Origin of the sequence: Chitinophaga silvatica, assembly GCF_003419895.1 — a bacterium.
GTDB classification, from domain to species: domain Bacteria; phylum Bacteroidota; class Bacteroidia; order Chitinophagales; family Chitinophagaceae; genus Chitinophaga; species Chitinophaga silvatica.
This window is the reverse complement of the sequence record NZ_QPMM01000015.1, coordinates 90997-113863: the sequence shown is the minus strand read 5'-3', so window position 1 is coordinate 113863 and position 22867 is coordinate 90997. Positions and strand designations below refer to the sequence as shown.

Sequence of the window (22867 nt, the reverse complement as noted above, 5' to 3'; positions counted from 1 at the left end):
TCCCGCTACTTTAAATTATTACAGAAATCAATTATTATCCTAAACAACATAGATTAATCCTTATTATTCCTTATTAATCTTAATAAAAACCTTTGACTCTTAATATTAATCTTTGCGCCTTTGCGAGAAACAAAAAAAAATGCCTCACCAATTGGTAAGGCACTTTTTTTATTGTAACAGATTGATTGTACTAACTAAGCCGCATTTACTTTCTTTATTTGAGCAGCGGTTGTTACCATGGCAGGCTTTAATTTAATAATGCCAATGAAATTCATAAACTTCATTACCTGGTAACTAGGATCCAATTCGTACCACTTCTTTGCAAAGTTAGGGCTGTCTTTAAATTTATGGTGGTTATTCTGGAATAACTCGCCCATTAATACAATACCCCATGGAGAAGTGTTACGGGAATGATCACCATTATCGAAATTCTGATAACCATATTTATGACCACACCAATTCACAACAGCTCCCTGAACAGGACCCATCAGGAAATGGATAGGTAATAACAGATATAAATACCACATACCTGCAGGAACAAATGCTACATAAAATGCAATGTAAGCAGCTATCCAGGCCAAACGGGTATAATTACTATCACCAAATTTGTCCAATGCATTCCATTCCGGCAAAGGTTCTGCAGTAAACTGCGGATCAACCTCACTGGTGTTATATACGAAACCATTGTAAATCTTACGGGTCTGCACCATCATCGTCCATACATCCTTAAAGAAATGCGGAGAATGCGGATCTTTTTCGGTATCGCTATATTCATGGTGCATACGGTGCATTACACCATACGCTCTTGGAATCAGATAAGATGACCCTTGAAACAACCAGGTACAAAAATAAAAGAAACGTTCCCAGAATTTACTGGTAGTGTACATCTGGTGAGACGCGTATCTGTGTAGGTAAAACGTGTGAAAGAATAACGAAAAAAACCAGTGCACACAGAAGAATATGAGGATTACGGCCATTTATTGCTTTTGAAAAGTGACAAATAAACGTCAAAGGTAAGGCTAAATATGCGGATATATCATAAAAATTGATGTCGGATAGGTGAATGAAATGTTAAAAAAATAATTATAGTTTAGTTTTCTTTACCCAGCGTAACTCTAGCAAATTCATTCCATTATTAAAAAATTCATGAACGTTCGGTTGCACCAGCCTAACCACTTCGTCATAAAATAGAGGAACAACAGCTGCATCATCTATCACCATCCTGTCCATTTCCTGATACAATTTATACCTGATACTATCATTATTCTCCTGTAATGAAGCTTCATATAGTTTATCGAATTGTGGGTTATGATAGCGGGTATAGTTGGGTGGTGCAGGGTTCTTACCATAAAAAACAGTAAGATAACTTTCCGCATCCGGATAATCTGCAATCCAGCTTCCTCTGAAAAATAAGGCCTGCGACTTTGACGTCTGCTCGAGCAACAAACTTTTCTGAATAACTTCAACTTGAATACGAATCCCTACTTCCTGGAGCTGGTTCGCCACATAGTTGGCCAGATCTGCATAAATAGGAATCGATAATAATTTAATTACCGGCAGGTTATTCCCATCAGGAAATCCTGCCTCCCGCAAAAGCTCTCTCGATTTACCTGGCTGGTACGAGTATCCTTTAACGATATCCGGATTATAGGATGGTAAGCCGGCAGGCACAAATCCTGAAATAGCAGGTGTACCAATTCCGTTACGCAGGTAAGTCATCATTTTTATCCGGTCTATTCCATAATTAATAGCCTGGCGGATTTTCTTTATTTTGATTGGACTGTTTTTCACTAACGGATTACTGCTATCCATCAGAAATCCCAGGTACTCAGTATTTAAATAGGGATGTTTACTTAATACCATCTTCCCCTCCCATTCTTTTCTTAAAGCTCCCTGTTTTGTAAGCACTTCATCTTTAAAGGAAGCATCAATATCATTCATAAAATCCAATTGTCCTTGCCTGAACAAAAGGAATTCAGAAGCTTTACTTTCCAGAAAGCTAACCTGAACTGCCTCTAAATAGGGCAATCTGGCTCCGGTACTATCTGTTTCAAAGTATCTTGGGTTTTTATGCAAAACCAGGGCTTGTGATTCATCCCAGAGAAAAAGCTGGAACGGTCCGGTACCACAAGGGTGATTCCTGAAATCCTTTCCATATTTCTCTACCACTTCTTTTGGTACAATGCTGCAGTATTGCATACTCAGAATACCCATGATAGGATGAAATGGTTGGGTCAGGGAAAGCTGAAATGTAGAATCGTTTAAGGCCAATAATCCATTTTCCGGTGCTAAACGCCCGTTAAATAACCAGGCACCGGTTGATGCTGTTGCAGGATCAATTAACCGGTTCAGGCTGTAAACAACATCCGCTGCAACCAATTTTCTCCCTTTTCCTCCCGGGAATACCTCATTATCATGAAAGTATACATCGGTGCGTAAATGAAAGGTATAGGTGCGATGATCCGGCGATACATCCCAGGATGTGGCAAGGGATGGACGAATAGATAAGCTGCTGTCTGTTTCTACCAGTGTATTATACAATTGCTTCACAGCCCATATAACTTCCTGGCTCTTAGCAAAGGCGGGGTCAAGACTTGCAATTAAGTAAGTACTGTTGTAACGAAATACGGAAAGCTCCTGTTCCTTTTTCGCTCCACAAGAGAGCAAAAACCAACAGCCTGATAAAAATAATATCAAACCTTTCATTCTAACCGCTTGACAATAATAACATTTCATTTGATAGTAAATTAATATCTTTCCGGTTAAATCAGAGAAAAAATTAATTATGCGAGGAGCATTCGTCTTATGTTTGGCTTTATTGCTGTCTACTTCAGTAATTGGTCAGCAGAACTTTAGCAGAGCCGATACCCTTAGAGGCACCATTACCCCTCAACGTAGTTGGTGGGATGTTACCAAATATGATTTACACGTTACCGTTAACCCGGAAGATAGTACTTTCAGCGGTTTTAATACCATTACCTATAAGGTCCTAAAACAGGATTCGGTTTTACAAATCGATTTACAATACCCTATGCAAATCGACAGCGTGATACAGGATAAGAAATCTCTTACCTGGACCCGCGACAGTAATGCCTGGTTTATTAATCTGGTAGCTCCTCAAACGAAAGGAAAATCTAAACAACTCACAGTATTCTATAGTGGTAAACCTCACCGTGCAACCAATGCACCCTGGAGCGGTGGTGTAGTATGGACAAAAGACGAGAAAGACAGATTATGGATGGCTACTGCCGTTCAGCATATCGGGGCAAGTCTATGGTGGCCTAATAAAGACCATCAGAGCGATAAGCCGGATGAAATGCAGATCAGCGTTACCGTACCTAATGACCTTACAGACGTATCAAATGGCCGTCTGAAAAAGGTTATCGACAACCCGGATGGTACCAAAACATTTGTATGGGTAGTAAACAGCCCTATAAATAATTATGACGTAGCCCTCAACGTTGGTCATTATATCGAAATGAAGGATTCCTACTCCGGCGAAGGTGGCAAACTGGATATCGGATACTGGGTTCTGGATTATAATCAGGAAAAAGCAAAAAAACATTTCGCTGTTGTAAAGCCTATGTTGAAGAGTCTCGAATACTGGTTTGGTAAGTATCCGTTCTACAGAGATAGTTATAAACTGGTAGATGCACCTTATTTAGGAATGGAACACCAAAGTGCTGTTGCCTATGGCAATAATTATCAGATGGGTTATAAAGGAACCGATCTATCCGGCACTGGTTGGGGCCTGAAATGGGATTTCATTATTGTACATGAAAGCGGGCACGAATGGTTTGGTAATAGCATAACTAGTAAGGATATTGCTGATATGTGGATTCATGAGTCCTTTACCAACTATTCTGAAACTTTGTTTACAGAATGCCAGTATGGTAAAAAAGCAGCGGAAGAATATGTTCAGGGAATTCGCAAAAACATCAAAAATGATGTTCCTATCATCGCACCATACGGAGTAAATGCCGAAGGCAGCGGAGATATGTACTATAAAGGAGCTAATATGATTCACATGATTCGTCAGATTATGGAGAATGATGTTGCCTTCAGGGATATGCTACGTGGTATGAATAAAACCTTCTACCACCAGACCGTAACTACTCAGCAGATCGAAGAATATATGAGTCGGTTTGTTGGTATGAATCTGGAGAAAGTATTTGATCAATACCTCAGACATACCACTATACCTACATTGGAATATCGCTTTAACGGCCAGCAATTGCAATTCCGCTGGGTAAGTGATGTAAAGGATTTCAATATGCCTGTAAGAGTGAAGCTCAATGAGAATGGATATAAACTGATTTATCCCGGAACCTTATGGCATACCACTAATTATACCCTTGATAATGTAAAGGAGTTGGATGTTGATAAGAACTTTTATATTAATGTAAAGAAAGTAAAATAAGCATTTTATTAAGGGGCGTTTTAAACGTCCCTTAATAATTTAAAGGCGTGTTTGGTGCTATCGTTCTGAAAGCCGTAAGCAGCCCATAATATTGAAAGCGGTTCAATACTTCTGCTCATTTCTATTCTTCCCATATCTGCAATATCATTCCATCCAATCTGGTGAAGCAGATTAATAACTTCACGTTTCGCTTCCATGCTATTTCCGGCAATAAACATAGTGGGGGCTCCTTCCTTGAATTTTGGCAATAACATTCGTTCATGTCCGACGCAGCTAAGCGCCTTTACGACTTTAGCATCCGGAGGAAGCCAGGCCTGAATTTGTTCGCCCGCCGAATTAGTATGACCAATAGTAAAAGTGAGTCGCCCATGTTCATCGGGGCCTCTTCCATCGAGTGGATTCGTGACATCCACGACGGTCTTGGATTTAAAATTCCAGATTCCTGCGGCTTCTATGGCTTTTTTGGTGCCTTGCCAACTGGTGCAGATAAGGAGTAATTCGCCAAATTCGGCAGCCTGCCGGAAAGTTCCGATCAAAGCCTGTTTGCCTTGTTTTCTGGCCCATTGTTGCAAGGATTCCCGTGCGGGGTTACGGGTGCCAATAGTAATATAATGTCCTGTTTGCATCAATCCTTTGCCTAAAGTTAGACCTACAGGACCGCTTCCTAGGATACCAATATTCATGACCCTCAGTTAATGGTGAAGGTCATGAAGTTAGTTAAAATTGTGGACTTATAGATTGATGATCAATCTTAAAATTTATCCTTGCTGAAGATATGAGAGGAACTTCTGCATCCCTTGTCGTTTCGCCGGGGTAAAAGGATAGCTGATATCTCTTGTATAATAAGTAGTAAGATCGTAGATCTCATATGGATTTTCAGCTACTACCGGCAATATATTCTTTACCCCGATGCTGTTGGCATCATTGAATTGTTGAATAAATTCCCCGGGTAATGATTTATTGGCGATCCAGGCAGCAAAAACAAAAGGAGAGCTGGTAAAGCGAGTCCAATGTTCTGCAAGATCGTAGATAAACGGAGAAATTTTCCGTTGTTCCAACGCTCTGTCACCTATCACTAATCCGGCATCGGTACCTTTTATGTTTTCCTGGTACTGACCTGAAGTTTCTATAAACGTAACATCCAGTTTCCAGTATTCTTTCACCAATAGTTTTAGCAAAGCAACAGAAGTGCGGCTTTGATAATCCAGATATATGCGTTTTATTTCATTTAAAGGCACTTCACTAAACAGGCAAACAGAAGCAACCGGGCCTTCTGCCCCTATACAATAATCGGAGATAATATGATATTCCTTCATTTTAGGAATAGTAGCTACTGGTACCAGCGCAACATCCACCTCGCCGTCAATCAATTGTTGAGCTATTTTGGAAGGATAATCTGTAGACAGATCAATCATTTCCATCACCGGGTGATTCCTAAATCCGTACAATAATGGCCTTGTATTCAAATAACTTACAGCCGCAACTTTTACTTTCCGTTCCAATTTCAGTACTTTTGAGGCTGCAAAAGTAAACAAATCCCTGTTAACAAATTCCAAATGAATAATTCCACCCCTGGTTTCAGGGTGTAAATGGAACTTGTTACCAATAACAATGTTAATTATAATATCGGAATATATATATTATGCAACTACAACCACTAACTGCTATTTCACCGCTGGACGGGCGCTATCGCAATCAATTGGAAGAGCTTTCCAATTATTTTTCTGAATTTGCGTTGATTCGTTACCGTGTAATGGTAGAAGTAGAATACTTCATTGCCCTGGCTGAGCAAAAAATATTCACTTTACCAAAGACTAAACTTCCCGCCCTGCGCAAGATCTACCAGGAATTCACCATCGAGAATGCACAACTGATAAAAGACACTGAAAAGATTACCAATCACGATGTGAAGGCTGTGGAATATTTTCTCAAAAACGAATTAAAAAACCTGGGCCTGGAAGATAAACTGGAATGGGTGCATTTCGGTCTTACCTCTCAGGATATTAATAATACAGCTACTCCACTTTTCTGGAAAGATGCCATCGAACACGTGTATATGCCAGCTTTGGCTAACCTGATCCTGGAATTAAAGCAATTAGGCAAATCCTGGATGAAAATACCAATGCTTGCCCGTACACATGGCCAACCAGCCTCTCCTACTATTCTGGGTAAGGAAATCCTGGTATTCGTAGAGCGCCTGGAAGGACAAATAAGCCTGCTTGGTCAGATTCCTTTTGCCGCAAAATTCGGCGGAGCAACCGGTAACTTCAACGCTCACCACGTTGCTTTCCCAAAAATCAACTGGGAAAAGTTTGGCGAGAAATTCGTTAACAACGTCCTGGGATTACAACGTATGCAGTATACTACCCAGATCGAGCATTATGATAACATCTCCGCTCAATTTGATGCGTTAAAGAGAATCAATACTATCCTGATCGACTTCAGCAGAGACGTATGGACTTATATCTCAATGGACTACTTCAAACAAAAAATCAAGAAAAACGAAGTTGGTTCTTCTGCAATGCCACATAAAGTAAACCCAATCGATTTTGAAAACGCTGAAGGTAATCTGGGTATTGCCAACGCAGTGTTTGAGCATTTAAGTGCCAAACTTCCGATTTCGAGGTTACAGCGCGATCTTACCGATTCTACAGTTCTGCGTAATCTGGGTGTACCTTTCGGTCATACCATCCTTGCTACTAAATCTTTACGTAAAGGATTATCTAAACTGATCCTTAATGAAGCCAAGCTGAAGGAAGATCTGGAAAACAACTGGGCTGTGGTGGCTGAAGCTATTCAAACAGTGTTGCGTAGAGAAAATTATCCTCAACCTTACGAAGCACTGAAAGAATTGACAAGAGGTGGAGAACAGATCACTCAAAAAACCATCCATAAATTTATTGATGGCTTAAAAATTAGTGCCGCATTGAAAAAAGAGTTGAAAGCAATTACCCCTCATAACTACACCGGTTTGTGGGCATAATATTATAAATATCCAGGGCAGAGAAATGATCTCTGCCCTTTGGATATTAATTACTCTCGAAAGCAATCAATGCTTCACTCAAAGAGCGGACATCGACCCGTAGGTACAACATCCCGTTGTATTAATTTTTTTCCTGCACCTTGCAACAACGCCAATATCGGCGATGCCAGAATTTTAGTTTGTTAAGAGGGAATGACCGGAAAAATCCCGGTGGTTATAATGAAAATGCGGGCAGGTTGTAAATGCGCTGCAAAGATAGTTACAATCAACAGAAAACCCAATATTTATCTGCATTTTCAAAGATTTTTTTCTACACGTCCATCTTCTCAGAACACGTCTTTAAAATGCATTAGCTCATAACTTTCCTTATTTAAAATAATTGAAATAATATCAAAACGGATAGTTGATGGGGTTAGATCATTTTGAAACAGATAAGCTTCTGCTGCTAATTGTATATGTTCCTGCTTCTGATAGTTAACAGATTCTTCCGGCCAGCCAAATTGATCAGAACTTCGCGTTTTAACTTCTATAAAATATATAACACCATTATTCTCCGCAATAATATCAATCTCCTTTCTCCCATACTTCCAGTTTTTATGTAGAATCCTGCAGTAACGGGAAACATACTCACCGGCAATATTCTCACCAAGCTGGCCAATTGTAAGATGCTGAGGCATTTCTTCTATATTTAAGATTAACAAACAATTATTTAATACTATAGCTATTTAGAGGTATACAACCTATTTTTGCAGCGTTGATAAAGTTATTTGATCCAGGTTAATCATCAGTAAAAATATAACACCCATATATGAAATTATTTAGACTAGAAGGTAAAGTCCAACATTATGCATGGGGAGGATTTAAATATATCCCGGAATTATTAGGACTACCAGTTACTGATCAGCCAAGTGCTGAATACTGGATGGGCGCGCATCCCAGCGCACCTTCCACTATTACATTGGCTGATGGAACCACTCAATTGAATAAACTGATTCAGGATGCTCCTGTAGCTGCTGTTGGCCCGTCTGTTTGGGAAAAATTTAAGGAACTACCTTTTCTCTTTAAAATTCTGGATGTAAAAGATATGCTCTCCATTCAGGTTCACCCAACTAAAATCGAAGCTGAAAAAGGATTTGCAAGAGAAAATGCTGAAGGTATTCCATTAAATGCACCAAACCGCAACTATAAAGACGATAACCATAAACCTGAAATTATGGTTGCCTTAAGCGAGTTTTATTTATTGCATGGATTCCTGTCTGAAGATAAATTACTCGATATTTTAAAAGCTACTCCTGAATTTGCATCTTTAATATCCATCTTCCAAAATAGCGGATACTTTGGTTTATACAAGCATGTAATGGAAATGCCACAAGCAGACGTAGAAACCATTCTTCGACCGCTTGCCAACAGACTGGTTCCTGACTACAATGCAAACAATTTACAGAAAACAACTCCAGCTTTCTGGGCTGCCCGTGCTGTAGTAAACGATCCGCAAAGCAACACCAAGTTAGACAGAGGTATTTTCTCTATCTACTTCTTCAATATTATGAAGGTAGCTCCGGGTGGTGCTGTGTTCCAGGATGCAGGTATGCCGCATGCCTATCTGGAAGGCCAGAACGTAGAATTGATGGCTAATTCAGATAATGTACTCAGAGGAGGATTAACTCCTAAGCATGTTGATGTTCCTGAATTATTAAAGCATACGCGCTTTGAAGCCGTTGTTCCTAAAATAATTGAAGGAAACTTAAGCGCAGATGGACTGGAACGTATCTACCCAACGCCTGCACCTGATTTTGAAGTAAGTAAAATCGAATTGAAAGCGGGTCAGACTTATAAGCATCAGGCTAAATCTGGTGAGATTATTATCCTGATGTCGGGAGATGCTAAGGTTAGCAATGAAGAAACATCTATAGATTTACATAAAGGACAATCTGTGTTTACTGAATATCAGGCAAACTACGAGATCACTTCTTCTACTGAAGCATTGCTCTTTAAAGCAACTGCTGGTTTATAGGAAAAATACTTAAAAAGAAAGAGGATGTACCTGCTAACAACAGATACATCCTCTTTCTTTTATGCGATTATTATTACTGTTTTACCTCTGCCTTTTGCTTGTCTGCTCAGTGCAATAGCTTCAGGTACCTCTGCCAGGGTAATTCTGTTTTCAACAGGAATAGTGAGTTTACCCGCTTCAATCATCTTCTTCAAAGCATCCAAAGAGGCAGCACTACCTTGAGTTTCAAAATTTCCACCTCTGAAGCCTTTATCTTTGATTGCAGCATCATCAGCCACAAATGTGGTAGTGAGTGCAACTCCACCCTTTTTAAGAAGAGCAAGATTTGCTGAAAAATCATTGGCATTACTTACCATATCCAGTATACCATCAATTCCTTGAGGAAACAATGATTTTACAGTTTCTGCCAATGGTTTTTCCTTATAATTGATAATCACCTCAGCACCCAATCGCTTCATTCTTTCGGCATTAGCTTCATCAGATACTGTGGCAATAACTTTTATTCCTTGTGCCGATGCCAGCTCAGTAGCAAAAGATCCTACTCCCCCTGTTGCACCATTAATTAATAAAACATCTCCTTTCTTTAGTCCGGCTGTTTCCAAGAGTTGTTGAGCTGTCATACCAGCGGTGGGAACTGCCGCAGCTTCAGCTGCAGAAATATTGGAAGGAGCATGAGTAATTGATGCTTTTTCAGGTACGATAGCAAACTCCGCATACGAGCCTTCTCCAATAGGAGAATGTATAAATTGGCCGAACACTTTATCTCCTTTTTTAAAATGGGTTACCCCTTCTCCAACTTCTTCCACCACGCCGGCACCATCTACTCCCATGATTAACGGAAACTGATGCTTCATTTTTCCATCATCCATAATTCCATCTGTCAGCTTCCAGTCGAACGGATTCATACCTGCAGCAAATACTTTAATAAGCACAGCGTGAGGTCTGACAGTAGGAATTGGAAGGTCCATTAATGTTGGGATCTCCTTAAATTTCGATACAGCTACGGCTTTCATAATTTCTATTTTTTAATGAACGGATGTTTACAATCTTGGGTCCACAGGTTCACTTTCCAGCGCTAAGATACCAAATACACATTGATGTACCTGTTGTAATGATTCTTTGGCAACAAATCGTTCCAGCGATTCTAGTCCAAGTGCAAATTCTCTGAGGGCTAAAGACCTTTTCCCTGAAAGCTTGCGTTGACGAAGTCTTTCCAGGTTCTCTTCCGCGTCATATTCCGGTCCGTATATAATTCTCAGGTATTCTTTTCCCCGGATCTTGATTGCTGGCTGAATCAACCCTTTTTCGTCGGTGGTCAGGTAATTAGCTGGTTTCATTACCATTCCTTCTCCACCTTTTTCTGTCAGGTCTAACCACATGGAAATTGCTTGCTGCTCACTTTCCACATCACCTACTTTCACCAAACGATAAGGAGTAAGATGCAACAATTGTTCATCGCCCGCACATATTTCGGCTATCTCTTTCATATGCCATTCATGTGGCTTATCGATATATGTTTTCCCTTCAGTTGCCAAAATATGAAATGGAGCCAGTTTATAATCGTCTAATGAATTCACCGGCCAGCAATATTGTTGATATGCTTTTACATAATCTTTTGTTTGCTGAGCCCGGCGACGATATTTTTCCAACAGCGCTTCTGCTGGCACGTTGTTATTAACAGCCATTTCAAGTGAAGCTATTACTTCCGGCATAGCCTGTGTAGCAGCTGCACCTACTGCCGCATACTGTTGTTCGAGCAGCGATTGCGCCTTGGCGCTCCATGGCATAAGCTCTGCATCCAGGCATACCCAGTCTGTATTAAACTTTTCGTAGAAGCCGGTTTTAATTAATGCCACATTTACTCTTTCAATAAATGCCTCTTCCATTTTCTTATCGGTGAAGAAGCTCCTGCCAGTGCGCGTATATACCACACCGATGCCCTGGTTTACAACACCAAAGCTTTTAGTAGCGGCTTCTGCATCTTTACATACTATTACCACAGCTCTGGAGCCCATATGCTTTTCTTCACAAATAACCTCTTTAATACCAGCCTCTCTGAAGTACCTTAGTCCTTCTACCGGATGCTCAAGATAGCCAGGCTCATTGCTCGATTCGGTCGGAGACATAGTTGGTGGCAAGTAAATCAGCCAACGCGGATCAATGGCAAAACGGCTCATTGCTTCCAGCGCAGCAATGCTATTTTCCTCCCGGATTGTAATGCTATGACTAAACCTTGTAGTTAGTATTTGTCTGCCCAGCAATGCACCAACATCAATTACCTGTTCAACCTGTTGATTGGCACTTACAGCGCTTGCATGATTATAACCAATTGGGCGTGCAGGAACGGCATACTGCTCTTTGGCAGGAACAGAATACAGCGTTCTTTCAGGATATCGTAAAGCAGTTAATGCGCCTCCAAATACACAACCAGTATCTATATCGATGGTATTATTCAGCCATTGCGCTGTAGGTACCGGGGTATGACCATACACTACAGCTGCTTTTCCACTATACTCAATTGCCCAGTTATATCTGACCGGCAGTCCGAATTCGTCGATCTCTCCGGTGGTTTCTCCAAACAAACAAAACTCTTTAACCGCGCCTGAGGCCCGGCCCTGCATACTTTCTTTTAGTCCGGCATGCGCTACAACCAGTTTCCCATTATCAAGAATATAATGACTCACGAGTCCATCTATGAAACGCTTCACAGATTCAAGATACTCTGGAGTGGCATCTGCCAGTTGTTCAACCGTTTTCTCCAAACCATGCCTCAATTTTACATTCTTCCCATTCAGGTATCGAAGTAATTTAGCATCATGGTTACCAGGCACACATAAGGCCTGGCCATTACTCACCATATTCATGACAAGGGATAAAACTTGAGGTGAAGCTGGTCCACGGTCTACCAGGTCGCCCACTAACACAGGCTTACGGTAACGGGTATTTCCATCACTTCCCAAACCTAGTGGAGCAGCAATAAGAGTGGCATTCTCTTTATCAATTTCATAACCCAGGGTGGTTAATAAGGTGCATAGTTCATCATAACAACCATGAACGTCTCCAATAATATCGAAGGGTCCATGTTCGTCTTTCTTATTGTTGTATAATGGATTTCTGGTAATAGTTTCAACCGCTGAAATATCTTCCGGTGATTGCCATTCAAATATTTGCCTGAACCCTTCTTCGCGCAATCCCCGCAATCCTTTCTTCAGCTGGCTGATCTGGTTTGGCACAACGTGCCCACCTAGTCTCCTGTCTTTACGCTGTTCATTTCTAATGTTACAAACATTGGCCGATACATTTAAAATCATTGCAACCGGGAGTACATGATATTCTCTTGCCAGTCTAATCCAATCCTGGCGTGATTCAGGTTGTACATTAGTTGCATCTACTACTGTGAGTAATCCTCTTTTCAATCGCTTGGCAACCAGGAAACGGGCCAATTCAAAGGCATCTGCTGAAGCATTTTGATTGTTTTCATCATCACTTACCAAAGCCCTGCAGGTATCTGTTGAAACTATTTCAGTTGGCTTAAAGAACTTGCGGGCAAACGTGGATTTTCCGGAACCGGATGGTCCGATTAATAAAACCAGGGATAGTTCTGGTATTGATATATGTGCTAATTTACTATTTCGTCTAGACATAAAACTCTTCTCTGATTCTGACTAAAATTTGTTCTGTCAATGTTGGGTCGGGGCTGGCAGGTAGATCCGATTCTGCATACAACCTTGTCATATTCGTCATTTTTTCTTCTACCATTTCTAATAATTGTTCATAACTAAATTCTCCGTTCCTTATTCTCAAAAGAAAATCCCGATCATCTCTCCAAACTCTGACTTCCTTATACAATGCTATTTCTTCGGCCATAGTTAGTAACCTGTATGTATGCATCATATGTTTGCTATCGTAGTCTGCTCCTAATTGTTTGTTATGTGCGTACCTCGCCTCATTTCTTTTAGCAACCCACTCATGGTAAGATGCAAAGTCCTTACAGTAAACCGAATATGCATCCTTATTAAATTCAAGAATAACAAGGGGGATAATCCCCTTTGGAATACTACTCAGTTGTACATCATTAGCTTCATCTCCCGAATATATTCCTTTAAATGAGACATCAGGAAACTGACTATTATGAAACAAAGCATAAAGATCTCTAAAATGGTCTAATCTGGCTAAACCGCAATCCGACTGTTCGTACCCTTTACTTTCCAACCAGGTAACTAAAGGTTTTGTTTGTAATCCATCTACTACATAGCAAAACTCAATTATGTTTTTTCGCTTCTCAGGAAACGATTGATTAATTTTTTTATTCAAGCCCCGTGCCTTTTTAATCTGAGCTGATGCATAGCCCGCAAAAGTATCCTGACAGAGTTTTGAGAGGAAATCTGAAGGTTTTATCAAGTTCATCAATGGGTGCCTGAATCGGATACAATGTTGGGGGGTACTAAGAAGCTCAAGAATATTGGGGTTATTTTTCTCTAATAATTCAAGAAACCGCTTCACTTCATAATAAATCTCATCGTTTTTTTCATTGGCTACCTGGGCTGTATAAGTCATTCCATATAGCGTTTTACGGGGCAAAACAAACACACCTTTCAGATCTGTATCTGAAGTTGGTAATTCCAGATTATAGGCTTTACTGCCACTTATACATTCGAGCAGCAGTAAAGACCTGTTCTGTTGTAAATATTCTAAAGTCATACGTTTACATATTTCTGAAGCACAGCATCCAGACTATCAATTGCTATAGGGGGCCTGTCCTGAAACTCCGCTGATTGAGCCCGTAGTGTGCTAATTTTTTCTCCTATCCAATCCATTAGTCTTGGATCTGCATGCCAGACAGATTTTTCATCTGCCTTCATTTTTACTATCAACAATTCGTCGATTGCTTTCTGCACTTTATTATCTTCTATGGTAGTCCTTAAATCCTTAAACTCCATTGGCGCAACTCCTTTTCCCATGGCAATCCAATCACAAGCCAGCAAAGGACGCAGCACATAAAAATACTTTTTCAGCTTCACTTGTTCCCCTTGCAGATCATTTGTCCAGGTATTATGAGCCATCGATAAATAATGATGACAGGCTGCACGTGGAGAATAATAATGATCCATTAAACTAAGCAGCGTTTGCCTTAAATCAGTTGTCTCTTTATAAAGAATTGGCGACTGTAACCATTCATAAAAAGGAGCATTTGATTTATAAAATAACTTAAGGGCTTTCTTAATATCCCAGCCATTGATGTCCAGTACTTCATCTACAGGTAATTCAATCACATCCCTGTATTCTTTAATACTCAGATAGGTAGAAGCTGGTCGGGCGTATACAAATCTAACATCAAAATCGCTGTCGGTAGATGCAAAACCCCATCCCCGGCTTCCGGATTCACAGGCAAATAGTATTTTAACAGCATTAGTTTCTTCCAATGCAGCAAGTTGCTCTAATATTCTTGAGTGCATGATTGATCAGTTACGTTTAAAAATAGCCAGCTGACTTGGCCCTCCTAAATTCTCATCTACTTCACCAATTGGTTGATAAGATACGGAATATCTGAATTGTTCGGCCACCCGGTTACCCCATGTTTCGAATTCTGCGCGGGTCCATTCGAACCGATGGTCAGAATGTCTGAAATTACCGTATTGCAGGTTTCCATAATTGGCGTTATACTCAGCATTCACCGTAGTAATAATGACATGCTGAGGGCGGGCAAACTGAAAAACAGTTCTCTCCAAATCTACCAGTCTGGGCTCGTCCAAATGTTCAATAACTTCCACCAGTACGGCAGCATCATAGCCTTTTAAACGTTGATCCATGTACGTTAGAGAACCATGGAGAAGGGTAATTCTTTCCTTAGCGGTTGAATTTAACTGATCGAGCTTCAGTTTCTTTGATGCCAGTTGTAAGCTCATAAAACTTACATCCATACCCGTTAATTTTTGGAAACTTTTATACTCTTTAAGTAAACGCAGCAGCTTACCTTCTCCGCACCCAAGATCTATAACAGTAGAAGCATCAGTCGTTAACAGCAGATCTCTTACGGCTTCTAACCTGATATCATGCAATCTTTTCTTGTCTATGGATGCAGCCTCAGGTTCAACTGCTTTTTCTTCTTTTAATAACCGTTCAAGTGCCTCGTTGGTTAAGGGGCCGATATTCTTAAGATAACGACGGGTGATCAGCTCTTTAAGCGGATGTTCTTCCAGCCAGCCGGTTCCCTTTTCCAATAACTTTTCCATTTCATGGTTATCCACGAAATAGTGTTTATTATTGTCGCACACCGGAATAAGCACGTAGAGCTGACGGAGCAGGTACTTCAAACAAATAGTATTTCGCAGGGTAACATTAAAATATCTGCTTACCCCCCATTCCGGGAATGTTTCATCCAGTAAAGCAGTTTTTGCTGTTACCTCATATCCCAGGGGTTCAAACAACTGGCGTAGCAATGCCTCTCCTCCTTTAACCGGGAGTGAAGTTAGTTGCACTTCCAATGGCAATGGTACATCTACCAGCTCAGGTTTGTCCTTACATCTGCCGTTCATAGCAGAAGAATAAGCCTGAGCAATAGCAAGGCTCATAAATGATGCACTTACATAAGGGCGATCATTGACATATTGATCCAGGCTAAAACTATTGGACCCTTTGGAGCGAACCAGGCCAACGGGATCTATATCCAGTAATAGTGCCGCTGTACATGCGTTTTCTGTAGCTTCAGGATAATAAATATGAGCGGTTCCGGCTGAAAGAGCAACTGACTGAACTTTTGCGGGATGCTTATGCAATAAATATCCGAGATCGGTAGCGGGATACCGTGTAGATTTAATAGTAAGTAACATTGGTTAACAAATCTTCAAAAAAAAATTCAAGGTTGCAAATATATAATTATTCTTTTATTAACAATTCATTTCTAATAAAATTTTGATATCCAAATTAGTCTACTATATTTGTGGACTGATTGTTATTACATTTTTTAAAATTCCCTGGTTATGTCACAGAGTCCATTACATTTCGACACATTGCAGGTTCACGCTGGTTACCAGCCCGATCCTACTACCCATTCAGCAGCAGTACCTATTTATCAGACCACTTCTTATACTTTTGACAGTGCTGAACATGCTGCAGATCTGTTTCAACTGAAACAGTTCGGAAACATCTATACCCGGATTATGAATCCGACTACCGATGTATTTGAAAAAAGAGTGGCTGCATTAGAAGGCGGTGTAGGTGCATTGGCTGTAGCTTCCGGACAGGCAGCACAGTTTATTGCATTACACAATATTCTGTTACCAGGAGATAATTTTGTTACCTCATCCTACTTATACGGAGGAACTTACAATCAATTTAAAGTTAGCTTTAAACGTATAGGCGTAGATGCGAGGTTTGCAGATCTTGATAATCCTGAGAGCTTTGAAAAGCAGATAGATGCCAATACAAAGGCTATCTATGTTGAAACTATTGGCAACCCGGGCTTTGCAATTCCTGACTTTGAGAAAATCAGCGCTATTGCCCGTAAATACGATATTCCGCTGGTAGTAGATAATACATTCGGAGCTGCCGGCTACCTTTTCAGACCAATTGAACACGGGGCCAATGTAGTTGTAGAAGCTGCAACCAAGTGGATTGGCGGACATGGTACCAGCATCGGTGGTATAATTATCGACGGTGGTAATTACAACTGGGGTAATGGGAAATTCCAACAGTTCAGCGAGCCAGATGACGCTTATCACGGAATGAAATTCTGGGAAGTTTTCGGTTCTCACAGCCCATTCGGCAATATTGCCTACATTATCCGTGCACGTGTTGCCGGCTTACGTAGCTGGGGTCCTGCTCTTGCTCCTCAAAATGCATTTCTGTTTATTCAGGGTCTGGAAACTCTTTCTTTGAGAGTTCAGAGAACTGTAGATAATGCAATTGCATTAGCACAATGGCTTGAACAGCAACCACAGGTTGCGTCGGTTAACTACCCTGGCTTACCAGGTAATAAATACCATGAACTTGCTAAAAAATACCTCCGCAATGGATTTGGTGGTGTATTGAGCTTTAAGATTAAAGGCGGAAAAGAAGCGGCAGATAAACTCGTTCAGTCGTTGAAGTTAGTATATCACCTGGCTAACGTTGGGGATGCTAAAACACTGATCATTCATCCTGCAACCACAACGCATCAGCAGTTAAGTGAAGAAGAACAAAAGAAAGCAGGTGTGGAACCAGGTTTATTGCGTGTGTCTTTAGGTATTGAGCACATTAGTGATATTAAAGCAGATTTTGAACAGGCTTTTGCTGCTCTATAATTTTTATGTTGAAAGGATTTCCCGTTGTCTGCGGGAAATCCTTTTAATTAATCTCCTCTTCCAAGTCGCATTTTCACTTTCCCATCTTTCTCCGACACTGCATGAAAATGAAGGATAATACCTTTGCGGCTACGTCTTCTTTTTTCCTCCTTATCTGTAATTGCTGAGTCTTTAGCCGGATTTCTTAAAGGTACATCCATCTTAATATCAGTTCCTCCATCCAGCCCGTAAACTCCCTGCAGATCAATATTTACGGCACTTGACGCAATTCGCATCGGCGGAATAATAATCTTATTTCCCTCTACCTGGAAGGTACTATTCAGATTCTCAAATGTAATGCTATCCAAACGCCTTCTCCTAAAGAAGAAATTCCCAATATCAGCTACCGGGCCAAAATCCAGCAACGCCCCATCTTTTAAGTCAAAATTCAGACTACCAAATAATGAATGCTTAGCAAGTGAACCATCATCCAGTACATTTCCCGTTAGATTTACTTTAGCAGAAACCCTACCACGCAGATTTTTAGAGGTAAGTGAGGTTAATCCAAAGTTGTCGAATGCATAAAAGAACTGGCTAATGTTCACATTCTTAATAGTTGAGTTTACTTTAAAGAGGTTGTCGTTACCCTGCTGATGCAGGTTTCCGGACATCTGTACATTCCCCCCGGCATGCAGTAGAGAAATTTGTTTTAACAGTATATCCGTTTTAGTTAGGTCTACTCCTGCTTTTACCTGCTGTGCTTCAAACCTGCGGTACTTTACTTTATCCAGCATTATCTGCATACTCACATTACTTGCCGCCAATACAACATCCAGTTGCTTCGAAACCCTGCTTGCTCTGGCTTTCTGCAGTTTCCTCGTAACTGTAACCTCTTTTCTGGGAGCCAGAAAACTTGTGAATTCATTCAGGTCAACCAGCGGACTTTGAATAATCCAGCTAATATCAATCTTATCCGGAGTAGTGAAATAGAGATTCAACAGATTCTTAACTACACCGCTCATCTTTAAAGTGCTTTTTTCTGTCTGCACACTTATATTCTGTAATAACAAATCCTGGCCAGTAAATACAAGAGTTGCATTAGCATGGTGGAAAGACAAACTACGCGGCAGATAAGTGAAATCGGCATTTTGTATGGCCACCTTTCCTTGCAGCGAAGAGGGAGTATTATCGTTTTTCATTAACGGTCCGGTGTAGTACAGATCGGCATCCGCATTTCCCGATTTAAAGTAAATTGGACTGCCGGAGGTCGAATCATTCAGATTAGCCATTGAAAACCTGGATTTGAAATGTCCATGCAGCAAGGGTTGTTTCAGATTTACCACTCTGATTGTATCAGCTGCAAGGGGTATTCCTTCAAGATCGGCACGTAAACCGAAAATAGAAACGGCAGAATTTTCATCTGTATGCCCATTTCCTGGTAAAACTTCATTATTAAATCTACCTTCAAAATTACACTTATCCCAGATACCTAAATTAGTAACCAGTTCATTTGCTTTTGTTTTCCAGGTAACAACTACATGAGGAGTATCCAGGTATTTCATATGTCCAACCAATACGGCTTCAGCATCCAATGGTTTGGTGAGTGTGATAGTATTCAGCTTTGTAGAAATATTGGGAGAAAGCCAGGATGCGGCTTCCTTCAGCAATACCTGCTCCACATTCACACGTAAGGTAAATGGCGGGGGCTTTTCGCTGAAATTGAAAGTACCCGCAATTTTCACAGGCTTTTTATCAATCCTTATTATCTGTTGCGGCACTTCCAGTACCTTTGTATGCTTGTTGAATTTTACGGAAAGGTTCAGCTCCAGGGTCTTGTTCTTCAAATAACTTCCCTTATTGCTATTAAAGGCAAAATCTTTAGCCAGCATTTCAGATTTCATAGTAAAATGAATAATGCTGTCTATCACGTTGATCTTACCGGTAAGTTGACTTATTGCCAGATTAAATAGCTTATGTTTCTGCTGATTATCGATAATGAAATCTATATGCTGAAAAGTCAGTTTCTTTATATCAGCATCTTTCGACTTTTGCTTTTTGGGAGATTCTGTTGTCGATTTCAGGGCATCTGAATTTGAATAACCCAGAGAATCGGTGAACAGGTATATCGTTCCGTCCTGCAGGGTAATTTCATTAATATCCATATGCTTACCCAACAGAGATAACGGATTTACACGTACGAAAAGATAGTCGACATTTACAATACTGTGTTTATGCATTGCCCATAAACTATCCTTGATTTCCACGTGTTGCAGCCCAATAGCTACATTGGGGAAATTTTTGAGAACCGACGACTCCATGTCGCCTACAGTAAGCGTACCATTGATATGATCGTTGACTTTATCTGTAATTTGCTGTAAAAATCTTGCTTTGTTAGCATGAATATACCAGGTAAGGCCCAACGATAATAATACCAATAGCAGGATTAAAGAAGCAAGGGTAATCAAAGATATCTTGAGCCATTTTCGCATACGGAAACAGTTTAAATCGTATAACAGTTAATCTGTTAAACAGTTCACCGTTCCATAAAAACCATTCCCATGCCACAAATTAATATTGTGGTTAATAGGTGAATATGCTAATATGTATAGATACATCGGTACAACTTCTGCCTCAATATGGAGAAGTCTATACACATAGTTATGATTTTTTCAGAGAGAATCTATCTTTTATAATTGTTAGTTCCCGGGGCAACAAAGAGGTAGTTTTCTGTAAAACACTAATGAAATAATCTATTTCCTCTGGTGTACTTGGGCATCCTACATTTACCTTTTTACCGTCGGCTGCGGGCATTCTGCTATCGGCCAACAAGTTTCCTTTTTTGTCTAATACTATCCAGAATGGGATACCCTGGCCTGCGGCATATTGAGCCATTAATTCACGTCCGCCGGGGTTCTCCAGTACGGCTTTTTCTCCGTGTTCCATTACATCAATATGTCGGATTTCAAATTGGGAATTAAACAGGTTTTTACAGCTTGCATCATTCATAACAGTATCCAATTTATGGCACCAGCCACACCAGGAAGCATGAAAAATGATAAAAATTTTCTTATTATTTTTTGTAGCTGCAGTTTTAGCTTCTGCAACGATATTTTTTGCAGTGGGGAGTTTTTGTTGCGCCAGGGAGACGGTTGAACAAAGTATTAAACTGAAAATGACAATCCAATTACGTAGCCGCATACACGATCAATTTACTTGCTAAGGTAGCTGAATAAAATTAAAAAAGCTGCCTCTATGAGATAGAGACAGCTAGTTATATTAAAAGGTATAATAACCTAATCGTCGAGTTTCAGTACGGCCAGGAATGCTTCCTGTGGTACTTCTACGTTTCCGATCTGGCGCATACGTTTTTTACCTTCTTTCTGTTTTTCGAGGAGTTTACGTTTACGGGAGATATCACCACCATAACATTTGGCGGTAACGTCTTTACGCATCGCACTGATATTTTCACGTGCTACGATTTTAGCTCCGATAGCTGCCTGGATGGCAATCAGGAACTGCTGACGAGGCAACAGGTCTTTCAGTTTCTCACACAGCTTACGACCAAAGTCCTGAGCTCTGCTACGGTGGATCAGGGCACTCAGTGCATCCACTTTATCTCCATTCAGCAGAATATCCATTTTCACGATATCACTGTCTCTGAATCCGATTGGTGAATAATCGAAGGAAGCATAACCTCTGGTCTGGCTCTTCAGTTTATCATAGAAATCGAATACGATCTCAGTCAATGGCAATTCAAAGATCAGCTCCACACGGGTGGTAGTCAGATAGCTCTGATTCAACAGAATACCACGTTTACCCAAACAAAGGGTCATGATATTACCGATATATTCAGGTTTGGTGATGATCTGTGCGCGAATGAACGGTTCTTCAATTCTTTCGAGCTTTGTAGGGTCCGGCATTTCGCTCGGGTTATTTACATTTATTACACCTTCCCTGGTGGTATGTGCAATAAATCCTACGTTCGGAACGGTAGTGATTACCGTTTGGTTAAACTCCCTTTCCAGACGTTCCTGAATGATTTCCATGTGCAGCATTCCGAGGAATCCGCAACGGAAACCGAAACCAAGGGCCTGGGATGTTTCCAGCTCATATGTCAGAGAAGCATCGTTCAGCTGCAATTTATCCATGCATTCGCGAAGCTCTTCAAAATCTTCGGTTACAACAGGGAATATACCCGCAAATACCATTGGTTTCACTTCCTGGAAACCAACAATACTTTCAGTGGTAGGATTATTAGCCAGGGTAATGGTATCCCCTACTTTTACTTCTTTAGCACTTTTAATACCGGTAATAATATAACCTACGTCGCCTGTCTTCACTTCTTTTTTAGGTTCCAGACCTAATTTAAGGATACCCACTTCATCAGCTTCGTATTCTTCACCAGTATTTACAAAGCGGATTTTATCTCCTTTCTTGATAGTACCATTGAAAACACGGAAATAAGCAATAATTCCACGGAAAGAATTGAATACGCTATCAAAGATAAGTGCCTGCAGTGGAGCATCGTTGCTACCTTTAGGGGCAGGGATACGTGTAACAATTGCTTCGAGAATTTCTTCAATTCCGATACCTGCCTTACCAGATGCCAATAAGATTTCTTCGTCTTTTACACCAATCAGATCGATGATCTGATCTTTCACTTCTTCGATCATGGCTCCGGGCATATCAATTTTATTGATAACCGGGATGATTTCGAGATCGTTTTCTAAAGCGAGGTAAAGGTTGGAGATAGTTTGAGCCTGGATACCCTGAGCGGCGTCTACTAATAAGAGCGCACCTTCGCAGGCTGCCAGTGCACGGGAAACTTCGTAGGAAAAATCTACGTGGCCGGGAGTATCGATCAGGTTGAAAGTATATTTTTCGCCGTTCTTTGCAGTATAATCCATTTGGATTGCATGGCTCTTGATAGTGATACCTTTCTCCCTTTCAAGATCCATATCGTCCAATACCTGGGCCTGCATATCGCGGTCTGATATTGTTTTAGTAAATTCCAATAAACGGTCTGCCAAGGTACTCTTACCATGGTCAATATGGGCAATGATACAAAAATTGCGAATATTCTTCATATGATGTTTTACTGATCCTTAGGGGCATAGGCATTCCGTTATGCTCCATTCAGCCCGCAAAGGTATTGAAATTAGTTCATAGTTAAAGCGTTTGTTGAATAT

The 22867-nt window shown here is 40.6% G+C and carries 17 protein-coding genes; 4 read left to right on the top strand and 13 right to left on the bottom strand.

All coding sequences use genetic code 11. The features are described from left to right. Positions 1–194 precede the first annotated feature (194 nt). On the bottom strand, positions 195–977 hold the full coding sequence (locus tag DVR12_RS24925) for an acyl-CoA desaturase (RefSeq protein WP_116978529.1): 783 nt from the start codon (positions 975–977) through the stop codon (positions 195–197). A gap of 106 nt (positions 978–1083) precedes the next feature. Then, positions 1084–2706 carry an ABC transporter substrate-binding protein gene (locus DVR12_RS24920; RefSeq protein ID WP_116978528.1) on the bottom strand — a complete coding sequence of 541 codons (1623 nt, stop codon included), beginning with the start codon at positions 2704–2706 and terminating at the stop codon, positions 1084–1086. Positions 2707–2785: 79 nt separating this feature from the next. Between DVR12_RS24920 and DVR12_RS24915 the strand changes: the two genes are divergently transcribed. Then, entirely contained in the window at positions 2786–4420 is a 1635-nt protein-coding gene (locus DVR12_RS24915) for a M1 family metallopeptidase (RefSeq protein ID WP_116978527.1), read from the top strand. Between the two features lie 20 nt (positions 4421–4440). Here the strand turns inward: DVR12_RS24915 and DVR12_RS24910 are convergent, their stop codons facing one another. Together DVR12_RS24910 and DVR12_RS24905 are read right to left on the bottom strand one after the other, a co-directional pair. After that, a complete protein-coding gene (locus tag DVR12_RS24910) occupies positions 4441–5103 on the bottom strand; it encodes an NADPH-dependent F420 reductase (protein ID WP_116978526.1) in 663 nt (220 codons plus the stop codon). 75 nt (positions 5104–5178) lie between these two features. Next, positions 5179–5922, bottom strand: a complete 744-nt coding sequence (locus tag DVR12_RS24905; RefSeq protein ID WP_116978533.1) for a menaquinone biosynthetic enzyme MqnA/MqnD family protein — start codon at positions 5920–5922, stop codon at positions 5179–5181. Positions 5923–6062: 140 nt separating this feature from the next. Between DVR12_RS24905 and purB the strand changes: the two genes are divergently transcribed. Beyond that, positions 6063–7403 (top strand): adenylosuccinate lyase, encoded by a 1341-nt coding sequence (gene purB, locus DVR12_RS24900; protein WP_116978525.1) that lies wholly within the window; start codon positions 6063–6065, stop codon positions 7401–7403. A gap of 326 nt (positions 7404–7729) precedes the next feature. Here the strand turns inward: purB and DVR12_RS24895 are convergent, their stop codons facing one another. Beyond that, positions 7730–8104 (bottom strand): YraN family protein, encoded by a 375-nt coding sequence (locus tag DVR12_RS24895; RefSeq protein ID WP_199417202.1) that lies wholly within the window; start codon positions 8102–8104, stop codon positions 7730–7732. 107 nt (positions 8105–8211) lie between these two features. Here DVR12_RS24895 and manA point away from each other — a divergent pair, with 107 nt between their 5' ends. Continuing rightward, positions 8212–9417: a mannose-6-phosphate isomerase, class I gene (manA, locus tag DVR12_RS24890; RefSeq protein WP_116978523.1), complete on the top strand. Its 1206-nt coding sequence runs from the start codon at positions 8212–8214 to the stop codon at positions 9415–9417. Between the two features lie 59 nt (positions 9418–9476). Here manA and DVR12_RS24885 read toward each other — a convergent pair whose 3' ends face one another. From DVR12_RS24885 to DVR12_RS24865, 5 genes are read right to left on the bottom strand one after another with little or no spacing between them, the layout of a single operon-like run. Further along, complete coding sequence (locus DVR12_RS24885) at positions 9477–10430, bottom strand: NADP-dependent oxidoreductase (protein ID WP_116978522.1); 954 nt, start codon at positions 10428–10430, stop codon at positions 9477–9479. A 27-nt stretch (positions 10431–10457) separates the two neighbouring features. Beyond that, positions 10458–13061, bottom strand: a complete 2604-nt coding sequence (locus DVR12_RS24880; protein ID WP_116978521.1) for a polynucleotide kinase-phosphatase — start codon at positions 13059–13061, stop codon at positions 10458–10460. Next, complete coding sequence (locus DVR12_RS24875) at positions 13054–14118, bottom strand: DNA polymerase beta superfamily protein (protein ID WP_116978520.1); 1065 nt, start codon at positions 14116–14118, stop codon at positions 13054–13056. Before DVR12_RS24875 ends, DVR12_RS24880 begins: the two co-directional genes overlap by 8 nt. Then, complete coding sequence (locus DVR12_RS24870; protein WP_116978519.1) at positions 14115–14873, bottom strand: nucleotidyltransferase domain-containing protein; 759 nt, start codon at positions 14871–14873, stop codon at positions 14115–14117. Before DVR12_RS24870 ends, DVR12_RS24875 begins: the two co-directional genes overlap by 4 nt. A 6-nt stretch (positions 14874–14879) precedes the next feature. Further along, positions 14880–16247, bottom strand: coding sequence for a 3' terminal RNA ribose 2'-O-methyltransferase Hen1 (locus tag DVR12_RS24865; protein ID WP_116978518.1), 1368 nt, complete (start codon positions 16245–16247; stop codon positions 14880–14882). Positions 16248–16397: 150 nt separating this feature from the next. Between DVR12_RS24865 and DVR12_RS24860 the strand changes: the two genes are divergently transcribed. Continuing rightward, a complete protein-coding gene (locus DVR12_RS24860) occupies positions 16398–17699 on the top strand; it encodes an O-acetylhomoserine aminocarboxypropyltransferase/cysteine synthase family protein (protein WP_116978517.1) in 1302 nt (433 codons plus the stop codon). 47 nt (positions 17700–17746) lie between these two features. Here DVR12_RS24860 and DVR12_RS24855 read toward each other — a convergent pair whose 3' ends face one another. The 3 genes from DVR12_RS24855 to lepA form a co-directional block, all read right to left on the bottom strand. Then, positions 17747–20167 (bottom strand): AsmA family protein, encoded by a 2421-nt coding sequence (locus DVR12_RS24855; RefSeq protein WP_116978516.1) that lies wholly within the window; start codon positions 20165–20167, stop codon positions 17747–17749. A gap of 169 nt (positions 20168–20336) precedes the next feature. Further along, positions 20337–20876: a thioredoxin family protein gene (locus tag DVR12_RS24850; RefSeq protein WP_116978515.1), complete on the bottom strand. Its 540-nt coding sequence runs from the start codon at positions 20874–20876 to the stop codon at positions 20337–20339. A gap of 95 nt (positions 20877–20971) precedes the next feature. Then, positions 20972–22765, bottom strand: a complete 1794-nt coding sequence (gene lepA, locus DVR12_RS24845) for a translation elongation factor 4 (RefSeq protein ID WP_116978514.1) — start codon at positions 22763–22765, stop codon at positions 20972–20974. Positions 22766–22867 lie beyond the last annotated feature (102 nt).

Excerpts from the sequence above, each read along its gene's own strand:
- manA (WP_116978523.1), top strand. The coding sequence starts at position 8,212 with ATGAAATTATTTAGACTAGAAGGTAAAGTCCAACATTATGCATGGGGA.
- DVR12_RS24850 (WP_116978515.1), bottom strand. The coding sequence starts at position 20,876 with ATGCGGCTACGTAATTGGATTGTCATTTTCAGTTTAATACTTTGTTCA.
- DVR12_RS24855 (WP_116978516.1), bottom strand. The coding sequence starts at position 20,167 with ATGCGAAAATGGCTCAAGATATCTTTGATTACCCTTGCTTCTTTAATC.
- DVR12_RS24875 (WP_116978520.1), bottom strand. The coding sequence starts at position 14,118 with ATGACTTTAGAATATTTACAACAGAACAGGTCTTTACTGCTGCTCGAA.
- DVR12_RS24920 (WP_116978528.1), bottom strand. The coding sequence starts at position 2,706 with ATGAAAGGTTTGATATTATTTTTATCAGGCTGTTGGTTTTTGCTCTCT.
- purB (WP_116978525.1), top strand. The coding sequence starts at position 6,063 with ATGCAACTACAACCACTAACTGCTATTTCACCGCTGGACGGGCGCTAT.
- lepA (WP_116978514.1), bottom strand. The coding sequence starts at position 22,765 with ATGAAGAATATTCGCAATTTTTGTATCATTGCCCATATTGACCATGGT.
- DVR12_RS24860 (WP_116978517.1), top strand. The coding sequence starts at position 16,398 with ATGTCACAGAGTCCATTACATTTCGACACATTGCAGGTTCACGCTGGT.
- DVR12_RS24910 (WP_116978526.1), bottom strand. The coding sequence starts at position 5,103 with ATGAATATTGGTATCCTAGGAAGCGGTCCTGTAGGTCTAACTTTAGGC.
- DVR12_RS24870 (WP_116978519.1), bottom strand. The coding sequence starts at position 14,873 with ATGCACTCAAGAATATTAGAGCAACTTGCTGCATTGGAAGAAACTAAT.
- DVR12_RS24865 (WP_116978518.1), bottom strand. The coding sequence starts at position 16,247 with ATGTTACTTACTATTAAATCTACACGGTATCCCGCTACCGATCTCGGA.
- DVR12_RS24925 (WP_116978529.1), bottom strand. The coding sequence starts at position 977 with ATGGCCGTAATCCTCATATTCTTCTGTGTGCACTGGTTTTTTTCGTTA.
- DVR12_RS24880 (WP_116978521.1), bottom strand. The coding sequence starts at position 13,061 with ATGTCTAGACGAAATAGTAAATTAGCACATATATCAATACCAGAACTA.
- DVR12_RS24885 (WP_116978522.1), bottom strand. The coding sequence starts at position 10,430 with ATGAAAGCCGTAGCTGTATCGAAATTTAAGGAGATCCCAACATTAATG.
- DVR12_RS24915 (WP_116978527.1), top strand. The coding sequence starts at position 2,786 with ATGCGAGGAGCATTCGTCTTATGTTTGGCTTTATTGCTGTCTACTTCA.